This is a genomic window from Salegentibacter maritimus (assembly GCF_016236915.1).
GTDB classification, from domain to species: Bacteria; Bacteroidota; Bacteroidia; order Flavobacteriales; family Flavobacteriaceae; genus Salegentibacter; species Salegentibacter maritimus.
Window position 1 is genome coordinate 15,681 of sequence record NZ_JAEHOK010000010.1, and the last position, 15,149, is coordinate 30,829.

Sequence of the window (15,149 nt, forward strand, 5' to 3'; positions counted from 1 at the left end):
AGTAAATAAAAAAATATTATTATTTATACATTTAGGGGAAATTTAAACTGAAATCGGAAACAATTGTTTTCGGAACTTTGTAAAAACAATTCTTTATATGCGTATCTTTTTTAGTCTTTTTATCCTGCTGCTTAGCCTGAAGCTTTCAGCCCAGGAACTGGAAGTAATGTCTTACAATATTAAATATGCCAATGAAAATGATGGTGAAAACTCATGGTCTCAGCGCAAAGAGCATATTACCAACCAGATAAAGTTTTACAAACCCGACATTATGGGGGTTCAGGAAGCTTTGCTGGGGCAGTTAAAGCATTTTCAAACTGAAATAGATACTTATAAATATGTTGGAGTAGGACGGGACGATGGTAGGGAGGCCGGAGAGTTTAGTGCCATTTTTTATAATAGCGAAGCTTTTGAAGTTGTGGAAGAGGATACTTTTTGGCTTTCAGAAACACCACAAAAAATATCTGTGGGTTGGGATGCTTCTATGGAGCGTATATGTACGTTTGCTAAATTTAAAGAGCTCAATTCAGGTAAAAACTTTTGGGTTTTTAATACACATTTTGACCATATTGGGAAAAAAGCAAGGGAAAATAGTGCGAAGCTTATTTGGGAGAAAATTTCAGCTTTAAATAAAGAAGGCCTGCCTGTTATTTTAATGGGAGATCTTAACCTGGAGCCGCAAAGCAGTGCAATTCAATTTTTATCAGAAAAGATGAACGACACCAGGGTAGTGGCAGCGCTTCGTTTTGGTCCAGAAGGTACTTTTAATGCTTATAATTTTAAAGAAGCAGTAACACGTAGAATAGATTATATCTTTACTTCAAAAGATAATATTTACGTAAAGAAATACGCCGTTTTAAGCGATTCCAAAGATTTAAAATACCCCTCAGATCATTTGCCGGTTTTTGTGGTATTAGAAATTAAATGAATTAAAAAAGGAGTTCCTTGTGCTGGCATTATTCTGGAATATATTTCTTAATCAAATTTAAAAGATTGCAACTCAAAAAAATACCTCGTGGTAGGGCACGAGGTATTACTTTGTATGTTACTAACAGTTACCTGGCATTAAACTTTGTTTAGTACCTAAGAATTTTTCCGTAGCACTATTTATCACCTTTATTTAGAAATCCATAATGGAATTTCTGGCCTTTCTCCAAAAAGTTCTTCGGTTACACTTCCTACTAAAAGATTTGAAATATTATTACTTCCTTTATCGGCAACAATTAAAATATCAACCTTATTCTTTTTTGCGAATTCCAGTAAATTGCTGGCTATACTAGAATCCCTTCCGGGGATAATAAGTGAATTTATTCCCTCTTTATTTGTTAGTTTACTTAGAAATTTTTCACTTTTTTGTTTGATATGTTTTTCAATTTTAGGCTCCATGGATTCCTTAGGAATATATGGTGAAAACTGCACCGGCACCGAATAAACATGGGCAGCAGTTATAGGCGATGATGTTGCTTCCCGAAGCATTTGTGCTATGTTGAATATCTTTTTAGACTCCCGGGAAAAATCTGTTCCTACCCAAATATTGTTTACTTGCGCAGAAAAATCTCTTGGAATGGACAAAATATCACACTTAAGCAGCCTAAGGAGTTTGCTGCTAACTATTCCTGTGCCTTTTGTTTTCTTTTTATTTCCAACAATAACCAAATCAATATAATATTTATTGGTAATATAATTGATTAGGGATTCAGTATAGGGGTCTTCAGAAATGAGGACTTCCCAATCTACTTTGCTGGTAAATAGGCTTTCTACTTTTTCATTAAGTTCATCCCCAATAATTTCATCGAGATTAATATCTTTTAATTGTTCCTGAAATAATGCGGTTATTTCGTACTTTTTTATGTTATGCACAAAATATACCTTTTCAACCTTTAAAGTCTCTGCCAGAAACGCGGCGTATTTGATAAGGGTATTATCAATATCTGAAAGGTCTAAGGCAACCAGAATATTATTGAATTTCTCCATAATGCCTGTTTTTTAATGTTGTTCTTTGTTTTTATCTAAATTTCTTTTCTTCACAATCTCATTTACAATTTCTTCGTAGTTTTCCATCTCTTTTTGCTCTTTCTTTTCCTGCAGTTCTAAATGATCTTCTTTTAAACCTTTGTAAAGTGAATAGCACATTACCAGCAGAATAAAGGCAAAGGGGAGCCCTGTTACAATGGTGGCTGTTTGTAATGCCTGTAAACCACCGCCTATAAGTAAAACAGCGGCTACAGTACCTTCGGTCACGGCCCAAAATACACGTTGGCCTTTTGGGGCGTCTATTTTCCCTCCCGAAGTTAAACTATCAATTACCAATGAACCGGAGTCGGAAGAGGTAATAAAGAAACCTGCAATAAGAATAACGGCTACCACATTTATTACCATAGAAAGGGGGTAATCTTCAAAAAATACAAATAGAGCTGTGGCTATATCATCGTTAACGGCGTTTACAATGTTCATGTCACCACCTATGGCATCTTGTATTGCTACACTTCCAAAAGCCGACATCCAGAAGAATGTTACCAGGGAGGGAACAAGTAAAACACCTAATATAAACTCTCTTATGGTTCTTCCTTTAGAGATACGGGCAATAAACATTCCCACAAATGGAGACCATCCAATCCACCAGCCCCAATAGAAAACAGTCGAGTCATTTTGCCAGGAAGTATTGGTAAAGGTTTCGCTCCAGGTAGAAATTTCAATAAAATTATATAAATAGCTGCCTGTATTTTCAACAAAAGATCTAAATATAAAAATGGTAGGGCCTAATATGAGTGCCAGACCTAATAAAATTAAAGCTACACGCATATTCCATTCGCTTAAAAACTTTACTCCTTTATCTACACCTAGTACTACAGAAACCGTAGCTACCAGGGTAATTCCTGCAATTAAAATCACTTGAGTGGTAATCCCGCTGGGAATATTAAAAACATAAGCTAAACCTGAAGCAATTTGTTCTACTCCAAAACCAAGCGAAGTGGCCAGTCCAAAAAGAGTTGCCAAAACAGCAAAAATATCTATAGTATCACCTATTTTTCCGTAAATTTTATCGCCTAAAAAAGGGTAAAAGATAGAGCGAATAGTTAACGGTAATCCTCTTGTATAGGTGAAGTATGCCAGGGCAAGACCTACCAGGGCATAAGCTCCCCAGGCGTGAAAACCCCAGTGTAAAAATGTAAAGTTCATTGCTTCTTTAGCCGCGGCAACAGTACCGGCAGCTTCTCTTGGCGGTTCTGTAAAGTGCATAATGGGTTCTCCTACACTAAAAAATAGTAAGCCAATTCCCATTCCGGCACTAAATAACATAGCAAACCAGGATAGCACTTTAAATTCTGGTTTGGCTTTTTGTCCACCTATGCGCATCTTTCCAAAAGGACTAATTGCGAGATAGAAGAGGAAAATTAAAAATAAATTTACGCATAGTATAAAAAACCAGTCGGCATTATTAGCCACGGTATTTTGGATGTTGGTAAAAGCACTTTCGGCTTTCTTTTCAAATACCAGGGTTAAAACTATACTTGCAATAATGATAAAAGAGGAAATAAAGAAAACGGGTCCGTTTACTTCTAATCCAAAGATTGATTTTTTTTCATCGCTTCTTGTAACTTTTTTAGCCATATAATTGGTTTTCAGAAATTAAATTAAAAATAGTAGCCTATATTTATATTGAATCTTGCTTCCCATTTAGCATCGGAAACGCCTGCTGCAAAATCATCTACAAAATCGCCTCCCAACCAGGAATGGTTATAACCTGCTGCATAATCAATATAGGTATAAACCTGGCCGGCGGTAACCAAAACACCCGTAACGTTCATATAGGAATCGGTAAAATTCTTATGATGTTTTTGCATATACCCAAAATCATTATAGAATTCCAGGTTTGAAATAGGGCCCAGGTTAACAGGTACATTTCTTGAAATTGCCAGGGAATACAGGTTAAAATCGGCGGCAACCTGGTATGGAGCGCCGTAAGCTCCAAAAGCCAGGGCATCTCTACTTTCTCCTTCAGCGTTTTCGGGATTATGTGACGCTGTTAGTGCCTGTGCTTTTAAATTCCATCGATTTTGCGTTATCTCATAATGCGCAGCCAGGCCATAATGGTTTCCTGTTTTTTTGGTGTCTAAATTATAAAGACCGCCATATTGCCCCGAAACTCCCAGTCGGTTTGCTGCTTTCTCGCCAAATTTGTAAACAAATTTTCCGTTAAATTGGTTTATTTCCTTGTTTCTTCCTACAACATCATAAGAATAGCGGCTGGTAGAAGATTCGGTATTACTTCCAAATTGTAATTCTTCTGCACCTTTAAAGAATGCTAAATGATATTCATATTTTTTACCGGCGTGAATATATTTTACACCCATATCGTGGTCATCCTCAAGGCCTACATAATAGGTGAGATTAAAAAACCAATTGTGGGAGTTATATTGTTGAATGCCAAATGGTACCTGGGTTAACCCAATTTGTATTTCGTCTAAATCGTTAAATTTATAACCCATCCAGCCTTGTTTCATCACACCACCTCCAAAAGCATCTGAATACAAACGATATTCAGCATTTAGATAAATTCCTTTATACTTTGCATTAAAATTTATTCTGAATATATCATATCCAAAATCTCCACCGCGAGCTTTTTGGCCAGATTTCCAGGAAGATAGGTTGTAATTGTATCGTAGGGCACCACCCACAGAAATTTCGGGTTCTTCCTGCGCAGATAAAGGAGCTATTATAAAAAAACAAAAAATAGCTAATACTGAATTGGAAGAGAAGAAACTCTCTAACATTCGTTGGGTTTTCATTAAGGTTATTTTTGCTTGGTTTGGCATCAAATTAACTTAAATTAAAATGAAAACTCCTAATAACCAATTAGATTAACTTTTATTTAATTTAATAAAAGTACAGTTAAGATAGCTATGGGTTTTGTTTAACCAATCATCGCTACTTAATCTTTCGGGGCTTGCCTTAGAGGATTTATTTGTAAAAGAAAGACTTATATTCCAAATTGAAGGTTGGAAATCATTTTATAATATATCTTATGGCTTTATTACTATAACAAGCCGGGAAAGTTGTTTTAATAATTTTTATAGCAAATAAATTCCGGCAAATTTTAGATTATAATTTATTGACCGTCTTCCTTATAGCTACCAGGTTACTTAAAAGTTTTTCCAGGTGTTTAAGATCTAACATGTTGGCACCGTCGCTTTTAGCATTGGCAGGATCAAAATGAGTCTCAATAAATAAGCCGTCTACATTATTTACCACTCCTGCGCGGGCAATGGTTTCAATCATATCCGGTCTTCCACCGGTAACGCCACTGCTTTGGTTGGGTTGTTGTAAAGAATGGGTAACATCTAAAACAGTAGGAGCAAACTCTCGCATGGTGGGGATTCCCCTAAAATCTACGATCATATCCTGGTAGCCAAACATGGTTCCGCGGTCGGTAATCATAACCTGTTCATTATTGCAGTCGGTAACTTTTGTTGCCGCGTGCTTCATACTTTCAGGACTCATAAATTGCCCTTTTTTCAAATTGACTACTTTTCCGGTTTCTGCAGCGGCCACAACCAAATCTGTTTGCCTTACCAGAAAAGCCGGAATTTGAAGCACATCTACATATTCGGCAGCTAATTTCGCATCACTAATCTCGTGAATATCAGTGATAGTTGGGATTTGAAAAGTTTCAGAAACTTTTCGTAAAATTTTTAAAGCTTTTTCATCGCCAATTCCGGTAAAACTATCAATTCTGCTGCGGTTTGCCTTTTTAAAAGATCCTTTAAAAACGTAAGGAATTTCCAGCTTATCAGTAATTTTCACCACCTTTTCGGCAATTCTTAGTGCCATTTCTTCGCCTTCTATGGCGCATGGCCCGGCAAGTAAAAAGAAATTATTGGAGTCTATATGTTTTAACTGCGGGATTTTGTCAAGTTTCATAAAAAAAGAATTGGTTTTGCAAATATAGTGGAATTAAGCGGTAGGAGCAATTCAAAAAATACGCGTTTTCCCGAGTGAATTTAATTGACTGAACTTGAACTAAAAACGAATTTTTATTGTAATTTTCTATGTTAATTTTTTAAACTATGGAACTTCAAAACATCCTTATATCAGAGCTGCAGCACGAAGTGGTGCTTACCGAGAAATTTTTAAAAAGAATACCTGAAGATAAGATGGGTTGGCGACCACATAAAAAGTCTATGTCTATAAGGCAACTTGCCAATCACCTTGCTGAAATTCCCAGTTGGATTACCGGAACTATGGAAATGGACGATATGGATTTGTCAGGCTACAAAGCTCCAGATTTTGGGACTGTAGAAGAAATTCTAGAAGTTTTGCAAAATAATACTGCAGAAGCTGAAGCCTCTTTACGTAAACCGGACAAAGAATACGAAAAGAATTGGAAAATGATTCAGGATGGGAAAGTTTTAATGGATATGCCAAAATATAGTGTGCTAAGAATGATGGTGTTTAACCAATTGCCCCACCACCGAGCGCAATTAGGGGTGTATTTTAGACTTTTAGATATTCCCGTGCCGGCTACCTATGGCCCATCGGCTGATGAAAGTTAAAGACTGGTTTTAAACCCTGTACTTTCAGAAAAAAAATGGCTGGTATTAGGGAATAATTTAGTAATTGTTACACAACCAGGCGTTTCCTGTTAAATGCAATAATAATGGTGTCTGTCACCGTTTTCTTTATTTACCAGAGACCCGAAGAACCTCTATTGGCTATAGGTTTTGGGACAATTTCTGTGATCTATTTTGCCTTTTTCTTTTGCAGAAAAATGAAAGCCAATTCCTAATTATAGGATACCTGTTTTTAAATGAAGCTTTGATTTACAGTTGGTTTGCTATTAAATATTTTATTTGAATAAGTGGTGTAAGTTAATTATATCTTTAAAAATTGCCGTACATTTGCAGCCTTAAAAAATTAGGCGCTTATATGACAGCTATCAAAAACATCGCGATTATCGCACACGTAGACCATGGTAAAACTACCCTGGTAGACAAAATTATGTACCACTGCCGTTTATTTCGGGAAAATCAAAATACAGGAGATCTTATTCTTGATAATAACGATCAGGAAAGGGAGCGTGGTATTACCATTACTTCTAAAAACGTATCTGTAGTTTATAAAGACACTAAAATTAATATTATTGATACTCCCGGTCACGCCGATTTTGGTGGAGAAGTAGAGCGGGTTTTGAATATGGCCGATGGGGTTTTACTTTTAGTAGATGCTTTTGAAGGCCCAATGCCACAAACACGTTTTGTTTTACAAAAAGCTATTGATTTAGGTTTAAAACCTTGTGTGGTGGTGAATAAAGTAGATAAGCCTAATTGTACGCCAGATGAGGTACACGAAAAGGTTTTTGATTTAATGTTTGAATTGGGGGCTGAAGAATGGCAGCTTGATTTTCCAGCGGTTTATGGTTCTGCCTTAAACAATTGGATGAGCAACGATCCAAATGATAAAACAGAAAATATAGAGCCACTTCTTGATATGGTTTTGGAACATATTCCATCACCGAAGATCGAGGAAGGAACACCCCAAATGCTTATTACTTCTTTAGACTTTTCTTCTTTTACCGGAAGAATTGCTATTGGAAGATTGCAAAGAGGAGAATTAAAAGAAGGAATGCAGGTTTCGCTTGTAAAGCGTGACGGTAGCCTTAAAAAAACAAAAATTAAAGAACTATTTACTTTTGAAGGTCTTGGCCGTAAAAAAGTAGAAGCAGTTCAACCAGGTGATATTTGTGCTTTGGTTGGTCTGGAAGGATTTGAAATTGGTGACACTGTTGCTGATTTTGAGAACCCTGAAGGTCTTGAATCTATTGCTATCGATGAGCCTACAATGAGTATGCTTTTTACCATTAACGATTCGCCTTTCTTTGGGAAAGATGGGAAATTTGTAACTTCAAGACATATTAAAGAAAGACTTACCAAGGAGTTAGAAAAAAATCTTGCATTAAGAGTCGAGGAAACCGATAGTGCCGATAAGTTTTTGGTTTATGGACGTGGGGTAATGCACCTTTCGGTTTTAATAGAAACTATGAGAAGGGAAGGTTATGAGCTTCAAATTGGTCAGCCACAGGTTATTATCAAAGAAATTGATGGTGAGAAATGTGAGCCTATAGAAGAGTTAACTATAGATTTACCTGAAGAAGTTTCAGGGAAAGCTGTAGAGATGGTAACCACAAGAAAGGGCGAAATGCTTAGCATGGAAACCCGTGGCGAACGAATGATTATTCAGTTTATGATTCCATCTAGAGGAATTATAGGTTTGCGTAACCAATTGCTTACTGCTACTGCGGGTGAGGCAATTATGGCACATAGGTTTAAAGAATATCAACCATTAAAAGGTGGAATTCCAGAACGTCTTAATGGTTCTTTAATTTCTATGGAACGCGGAAAAGCAATTCCTTATTCTATAGATAAACTTCAGGATAGAGGTAAGTTTTTCGTAGATCCGGGAGAAGAAATTTATGAAGGGCAGGTAATTGGTGAGAACTCCCGCCAGGATGATATGGCTGTGAATATTACCAAAACCAAGAAACTTTCCAATGTGCGCTCTGCCGGTGCAGACGATAAAGCGAAGATTGTTCCTGCAAGAAAGTTTTCTTTAGAAGAAGCTTTAGAATATATTCAAAAAGATGAGTATGTAGAAGTAACTCCCAGTCATTTAAGATTGCGTAAAATTTATCTTACCGAAAACGAACGTAAGAGAAACAAAATAGTATAATTATCTGGTAGTAAAGAGTTTGTTTAAAAATTTTCAATAATCGTTATTCTAAATTTAATACCTTAGAAGCTGAAACATGCCCACCTGAAAGCTTGGGCAGGTTCAGGTTGACGTTTAAAGAACTTTTAAACAAACTCTTTTTTATATGGAATTTTTAGGGATTAGTCTTACAGAGTGGATTGGTTATCTTTCTTCCTTTTTTATTGCTATTTCTTTCTTTATGAAAAATATCATAAAGCTTAGAATTATAAATACACTGGGCTGTATTTTATTTGTTATCTATGGAATTTTAATAAAATCCTGGCCTGTAATTATTGCCAATGGTATAATTGTTTTTGTAAACTTTTATTACCTCGTTATAGATAGAAGGCCGGAAAGGCTTAAAGAAGATGAGGTGAAACCTTAATCGCCTACTTTTGTAACGTAGAATTTAAGATTTTTTAAAATTGCTCTATTTATTATTTATGGAGCCTTTCTTAATTAGGGTTTAATAGAACATCAATATATTCCCTCTCTGATTTTAGGTAAGCTTAAACCGATTTTTGAACCACTTCAAAAACGCGCTGTCCATCACATTTTAAAGTCTTGGAAGGATATTTTAATAGTAGCGCATAATCATGCGTGGCCATAAGAATAGTTTTTCCGTTTTTGCTTATATCCTGAAGTACCTCCATTACTTCCACCGAGGTTTGCGGATCGAGGTTCCCGGTAGGTTCATCGGCAAGAATAAGCTCGGGATCATTTAAAAGCGCTCGAGCAATAGCTACTCGCTGCTGCTCGCCTCCAGATAACTGATAAGGATATTTAAAGCCTTTAGATTTCATTCCTACTTTATCCAAAACTTCATCTATTTTATGATCCATAGCTTTTTTGTCTTTCCAGCCGGTGGCCTTCAGAACAAAAAGCAGGTTGTCTTTTACATTTCTATCGGTTAAAAGCTTGAAATCCTGAAAAACCACACCCAGTTTTCTTCTAAGAAAAGGAATATCTTTTTCTTTAAGTGTTCGCAAATTAAAATCAACAATATTCCCTTCACCTTCGGTAAGTGGTAAATCTCCGTAAAGTGTTTTCATAAAACTACTTTTCCCTGTACCGGTCTTACCAATAAGGTAAACGAAATCACCTTTATTGATTTCTACATCAACTTCAGATAAAATTAGGCTTTCACGCTGATAAATGGCAGCATTTTTTAATTCCAGGACGGTATTAGACATAAAAATCTAGGCTTTGTTTGGGTTAAAAATATAGGTAAATATACATTTTTCAAAAGCTGCCGGTTCACTTTTTTTTACATTAACATAATTATCACTTTATATGGGCGTTAATAAAGGAAGGTTTAAATTATCTTTGAATCATCAACTTAAATATTTATAAATGACACCTAACAAAATTTTACTGTTTGTTGTTTTAGTATGCTTCTCTTTTAACGGCATTTCTCAGCGATCGGCCAATTATACGCACGATCTGGCCGAATTCAATAAAGCACTTGAATTGTACAATAATCAGCAGTTTCTGGCAGCTCAAAATTTATTCGATGAAGTTAAAGAGCAAACAGAAGATGAAAAAATTGAAGGGGATTGTGCTTATTACATTGCTAATGCAGCCGTTCGCTTAAACCAACCGGGAGCCGATAGGTTAATGGAACGTTTTGTAAGTAGGTATCCTACCAGTACAAAGACCAATTCTGCTTATCGCGATGTTGCCGATTATTATTTCCAAACCGGAAAATATTCCCTGGCCCGTAAATGGTACAATAAAGTTGATGAAAATAGTATGAGCCGTGCCGAAAAGCAGCGCTTCTACTTTAATAATGGCTATGCTTACTTTAGAGCTAAACAATACGACCAGGCTCGTAAATATCTAGAAAGGGTGAGAGACTCTAAAGAATTTGGCTCCCAGGCTAAATATTACCTGGGCTATATGGCCTATGAGGGCGATGATTATGAAGAAGCCAATAAAAATTTTGAAGCTGTAAGTGGCAACGATAGGTATAGTGAAGACCTTTCTTATTTCCAGGCCGACATGAACTTTAAACTGGGTAAGTTTGAAGAAGCTATAAAATTGGCAAATGCACAATTACAAAGCTCTAATCGTATAGAACGCTCTCAACTTAATAAAATAATTGGCGAGAGTTATTTCAATTTAGAACAATATGAACAAGCCTTACCTTACTTAAAAGAATATGATGGGGAAAGAGGAAGGTGGAATAATACCGATTATTATCAATTGGGCTATGCTTATTATAAACAGGGCGATTATGAAAATGCCATCTCTGAATTCAATAAAATTATAGATGGAAAAAATAAAATTGCCCAAAATGCATATTATCACCTGGCGCAGTCTTATTTAGAATCCAATCAAAAACAGCAGGCTTTAAATGCTTTTAAAAATGCCAGCGAGATGAATTTTAACCCGCAAATTCAGGAAGATGCGTATATGAATTACGGTAAACTGAGTTACGAGATTGGGAATAGCTACGAAAGTCCGTCACAGGTATTGATTAATTATATAGAAAAATATCCCGAGTCTGAGAATAGACAGGCTATGGAAAGCTTGCTGATTGATTCTTTCCTTACTTCGGGCAATTTTGAAGAAGCCATGCGTTTGTTGGAGAACAACCGTAACTTTAGCGATAAGCAGGCCTACCAGAAAGTTGCTTACTACTATGGTCTTCAGCTTTATGAAGAAAGCGATTATGAAAATGCTATCTTAAATTTTGAAAAAGCACTTTCTGAACCCAGGGACCAAAAAATAACAGCCAAAGCTACTTTTTGGAAGGCTGAAAGTGAATACAACATCAATAGAATTGACGATGCCATTCTTGGATATCGCGAATTTTCAGGGATGAGTGCTGCAAGAGGAACAGAAGAATTGAACAACCTTGATTATAACCTTGGTTATGCCTACTTTAAAAAGAATGAATACGCGCGAGCTATAGAATTCTTTAAGCGTTATGCTGAAAATAGTTCTAATGAGGTAGCCCGTAGAAATGATGCTTTATTGCGTTTGGGAGATACTTATTTTGTAAGCAGCCAGTATTGGCCGGCAATTGAAGCCTACGATAAGGCACTTTCGTTGAGTGGAACTAACGATTATGCTGCTTTCCAAAAAGCTATGAGTTATGGGTTTATAGATAGAAGAGATACTAAAATTTCTGAACTTAAAAACTTTATAAATCAATATTCACGTTCTTCTTACAGAGATGACGCTATGTATGAATTGGGAAACACCTATGTTTCAGCAAATAATACCAGCCAGGCTTTATCGGCTTACGATAGGCTTATTAGGGAAGTTCCTAAAAGTGCTTTTGTGCCTAAAGCCATGTTGCGACAGGCCTTAATTCATTATAATTCCGATAATGGAAACCGGGCTTTAGAAAGGCTAAAGACAGTAGTACAGAATTATCCGAATACACCCGAAGCTATGCAAGCAGTATCTACTGCAAGAATGGTGTACGTAGATCTTGGGCGTACAGATGAATATGCAAACTGGGTACAGAATATAGATTTTGTGGAAGTAACCGATGCCGATTTGGATAACACTACCTACGAGTCGGCCGAAAATCAATATTTCAATAATGAGTATGACAGGGCAATTAGCGGTTTTGAAAACTACCTGCAACGTTTCCCTAACGGAATTCATTCCATAAATGCTAATTTTTACTTGGGTCAGTTATATTTCCGAAACGGAAATAAAGCGAAGGCAGCAACAAATTATAGAGTTGTAGCCGATAAACCTAAGAATGAATTTACCGAGCAGGCTCTTTCAAGATTATCTGAAATCTTGCTTGAAAATGAAAATTACCGTGAAGCCGTTGGTTATTTAGAGAAGCTAGAAAAACAAGCCAGTTCTGAACAGAATATAATTTTTGCTCAATCAAACCTGATGAAATCCTATTTGGAATTAGACCAGCCTGGGAAAGCGGCAAATTACGCCGACAAAGTTTTGGCTAATTCAGAGTCAGATTCAGAGGCCCGTAATGATGCCAGGGTAATTGTGGCCCGTGCGGCATTTGCGTCTGGTAATATGAGTAAAGCCAAAAGCGCGTATGCCGAAGTACAAAAAACGGCTAAAGGGGAACTGGCGGCTGAAGCTTTATATTATGATGCCTATTTTAAAAATGAAAGCGGTAACTACGAAGCTTCTAACGCTGCGATTCAAATTTTAGCCAAAGATTTTTCGGGTTATAAACGCTGGGGAGCTAAAGGTTTGGTATTAATGGCCGATAACTTCTACGAGTTAAACGACACCTACCAGGCTACCTATATTTTGGAAAATGTAATTAAAAACTTCCAAAACTATCCTGAAATTGTACAGGAAGCAAAGCAGGAGCTAGCCAGAATAAAGACAGAAGCGGCCAAAACCAATTCTTCGGTAGAAGCAAACAACTAATTCAACTTTCAATCTAACATTTAAGAATTTCTATATGCAAATGATTTCAATAAAAAAGAGCCTTATCCTAAGTATGTTTTTAATTGGCGGGGTTCTTTTTGCTCAGGATCCTATAGATAGTGAAACCGTAACTGTAGTAAAACCCTATACACCTACGGTAAAAGACGCTAATAAGATAAAGCAAACCCCAAGTAGGTCAGATTCTGTTAGAACCCAAAAGAGACCGGTGAAATACAGTATTTTCTCGGTACCTGTAGCCTCAACTTTTACACCTGCCAAAGGTCGTGCAACCACCTTAAAAAGAGAAAGAAGAATTAAGGTGTACGATAATTATGCAAGCCTTGGCTTTGGAAATTATGGTAATTTATTAGCTGAATTCTACAGCAACCTGGAAGTAAACCGCAGCGATAATTTTGGGGTTTATGTAAGCCATAATTCATCCCAGGGCGGTATTAAGGATGTTATTTTAGATGATAAGTTTTATGATACCGAGCTAAACTTAAGCTATAACTCTAAAAATCGTGATTTGGGCTGGAAAACTGAAATTGGTGGCCGTCACCAACTTTTTAATTGGTATGGTTTGCCGCAAAATGAAGATTTTAGCAACGACGAATTAAATGCTATAGATCCATCTCAAAATTATTTTTCTGTATATGCTGGTGGGGAAATAGAACTTTATGATTCATTTTTTGATAATGCAAGTGCAAAGTTTAGACATACCGGAGATTCTTATTCAACTTCAGAAAATCATTTTAACGCCAGCGGTAACTTTGAGGTAAATATCGCCGATGAACTTATAACCACTAATATTTATACAGATATAGTGCAGGGAGAGATGGGGGAACAATTTCTGGCTTCTGAAAACTATAATTACGCTTTTATGAATTTTGGTATTAATCCGAGCTTATTAATCTTAAGGGACGACCTTACTTTAGATCTTGGCGTGGCTTTCTTTTATAGCCAGGATGTAGAAAATAGCGATGGCAATTTCTATATCTATCCAAAAATTACTGCAAGCTACAGGCTTGGTGGCGACTATTTTACCCCTTACGCGGGTCTTGAAGGTGGTTTGCAACAAAATACATACTTTAAATTTGTACAGGAGAACCCCTATGTTTCCCCAAGTTTGGAAGTAAAGCCAACCGATAATGAGTATAATGCCTATGTTGGCGCTAAAGGAAAATTAAGCAATGCTGTTTCTTATAATTTCAAAACCGGGTATCAGTCGCAGTTTAATAAGGCTTTGTTTAAGCGCAATCCGCAGGCCAATACCCTAATTACCGAAAACTATGCCTTCGGAAATTCTTTTGAAGTGGTTTATGATGATGTAAACACCCTATCGGTTGCCGGAGAGCTTAATGTTGATGTAAACCAAAACTTTAGACTGGGAATTAATGCCGAATATTTTAATTATAATACAGATGATGAGGCTGAAGCCTGGAACCTACCCGATTTTAAAGCTTCTTTAAATGCCGATTATCAAATTAGTGAGAAGTGGTTTGCCGGTGCTAATTTATTTTATGTGGGAGAACGTTACGACCAGGAACGTGTAGTTGCAATAACTACCGGAGAACCATCTTTAAATACCATTAGCCTGGACAGTTATTTTGATGTAAATGCAAATTTAGGTTACCGTTTTAATGATAGACTGTCGGTATTTGTGAAAGGAAGTAATTTATTGAATAACGATTACCAGCGCTGGACCAACTTTAGGGTTCAGGGATTACAATTGCTTGCCGGGGCTACATATAAGTTTGACTTTTAAAGATTAAATTTTTTGATTAACTATTTAAGTGGCTGTTTAAAAGGTTTTAAAATCGTCTCTTTTAAATTATTTTCAGTGCTTTTCTCAATTAAAATTGGGGTCTAACATCTTGCTGATTAAAATTGTGTTAGAAACTGAAAATGAGTTTATTTTTAATGAGAACAAACTTTTTAAACAGCCACTTTTTTGTGCTTATATAGGTTGTATGTTACCAATATTTTTTTAAGTGATTTTGAATCAGTATTTTTAAATTTATTTTTATTAA

At 36.3% G+C, this 15,149-nt stretch carries 11 protein-coding genes; 6 read left to right on the forward strand and 5 right to left on the reverse strand.

What is annotated here, in order from left to right:
* Positions 1–97 precede the first annotated feature (97 nt).
* On the forward strand, positions 98–928 hold the full coding sequence (locus I6U49_RS08830) for an endonuclease/exonuclease/phosphatase family protein (protein ID WP_198628404.1): 831 nt from the start codon (positions 98–100) through the stop codon (positions 926–928).
* 188 nt (positions 929–1,116) lie between these two features.
* On the opposite strand, the gene I6U49_RS08835 is transcribed toward I6U49_RS08830, so the two are convergent.
* From I6U49_RS08835 to kdsA, 4 genes are all read right to left on the reverse strand, one after another.
* Positions 1,117–1,974 (reverse strand): universal stress protein, encoded by an 858-nt coding sequence (locus I6U49_RS08835; RefSeq protein WP_193712188.1) that lies wholly within the window; start codon positions 1,972–1,974, stop codon positions 1,117–1,119.
* Between the two features lie 12 nt (positions 1,975–1,986).
* Positions 1,987–3,612 carry a BCCT family transporter gene (locus I6U49_RS08840; protein ID WP_198628405.1) on the reverse strand — a complete coding sequence of 542 codons (1,626 nt, stop codon included), beginning with the start codon at positions 3,610–3,612 and terminating at the stop codon, positions 1,987–1,989.
* 23 nt (positions 3,613–3,635) lie between these two features.
* On the reverse strand, positions 3,636–4,790 hold the full coding sequence (locus tag I6U49_RS08845) for a hypothetical protein (RefSeq protein WP_232804681.1): 1,155 nt from the start codon (positions 4,788–4,790) through the stop codon (positions 3,636–3,638).
* A 313-nt stretch (positions 4,791–5,103) separates the two neighbouring features.
* Positions 5,104–5,922 carry a 3-deoxy-8-phosphooctulonate synthase gene (gene kdsA, locus I6U49_RS08850; protein ID WP_198628406.1) on the reverse strand — a complete coding sequence of 273 codons (819 nt, stop codon included), beginning with the start codon at positions 5,920–5,922 and terminating at the stop codon, positions 5,104–5,106.
* Positions 5,923–6,068: 146 nt separating this feature from the next.
* On the opposite strand from kdsA, the gene I6U49_RS08855 reads away from it, so the two are divergent.
* From I6U49_RS08855 to I6U49_RS08865, 3 genes are all read left to right on the forward strand, one after another.
* On the forward strand, positions 6,069–6,554 hold the full coding sequence (locus I6U49_RS08855; RefSeq protein WP_198628407.1) for a DinB family protein: 486 nt from the start codon (positions 6,069–6,071) through the stop codon (positions 6,552–6,554).
* Between the two features lie 373 nt (positions 6,555–6,927).
* On the forward strand, positions 6,928–8,727 hold the full coding sequence (gene typA, locus I6U49_RS08860) for a translational GTPase TypA (protein WP_193712192.1): 1,800 nt from the start codon (positions 6,928–6,930) through the stop codon (positions 8,725–8,727).
* A gap of 145 nt (positions 8,728–8,872) precedes the next feature.
* A complete protein-coding gene (locus tag I6U49_RS08865) occupies positions 8,873–9,133 on the forward strand; it encodes a YgjV family protein (RefSeq protein ID WP_193712193.1) in 261 nt (86 codons plus the stop codon).
* A 124-nt stretch (positions 9,134–9,257) separates the two neighbouring features.
* Here I6U49_RS08865 and I6U49_RS08870 read toward each other — a convergent pair whose 3' ends face one another.
* The gene (locus tag I6U49_RS08870; protein WP_193712194.1) at positions 9,258–9,941 is read right to left on the reverse strand and encodes a cell division ATP-binding protein FtsE; all 684 of its coding nucleotides are present in this window, start codon (positions 9,939–9,941) and stop codon (positions 9,258–9,260) included.
* Positions 9,942–10,101: 160 nt separating this feature from the next.
* Between I6U49_RS08870 and I6U49_RS08875 the strand changes: the two genes are divergently transcribed.
* Together I6U49_RS08875 and I6U49_RS08880 are read left to right on the forward strand one after the other, a co-directional pair.
* Positions 10,102–13,119 carry a tetratricopeptide repeat protein gene (locus I6U49_RS08875; RefSeq protein WP_198628408.1) on the forward strand — a complete coding sequence of 1,006 codons (3,018 nt, stop codon included), beginning with the start codon at positions 10,102–10,104 and terminating at the stop codon, positions 13,117–13,119.
* A 40-nt stretch (positions 13,120–13,159) separates the two neighbouring features.
* Positions 13,160–14,884, forward strand: coding sequence for a TonB-dependent receptor (locus I6U49_RS08880; RefSeq protein ID WP_317191856.1), 1,725 nt, complete (start codon positions 13,160–13,162; stop codon positions 14,882–14,884).
* Positions 14,885–15,149: the final 265 nt, after the last annotated feature.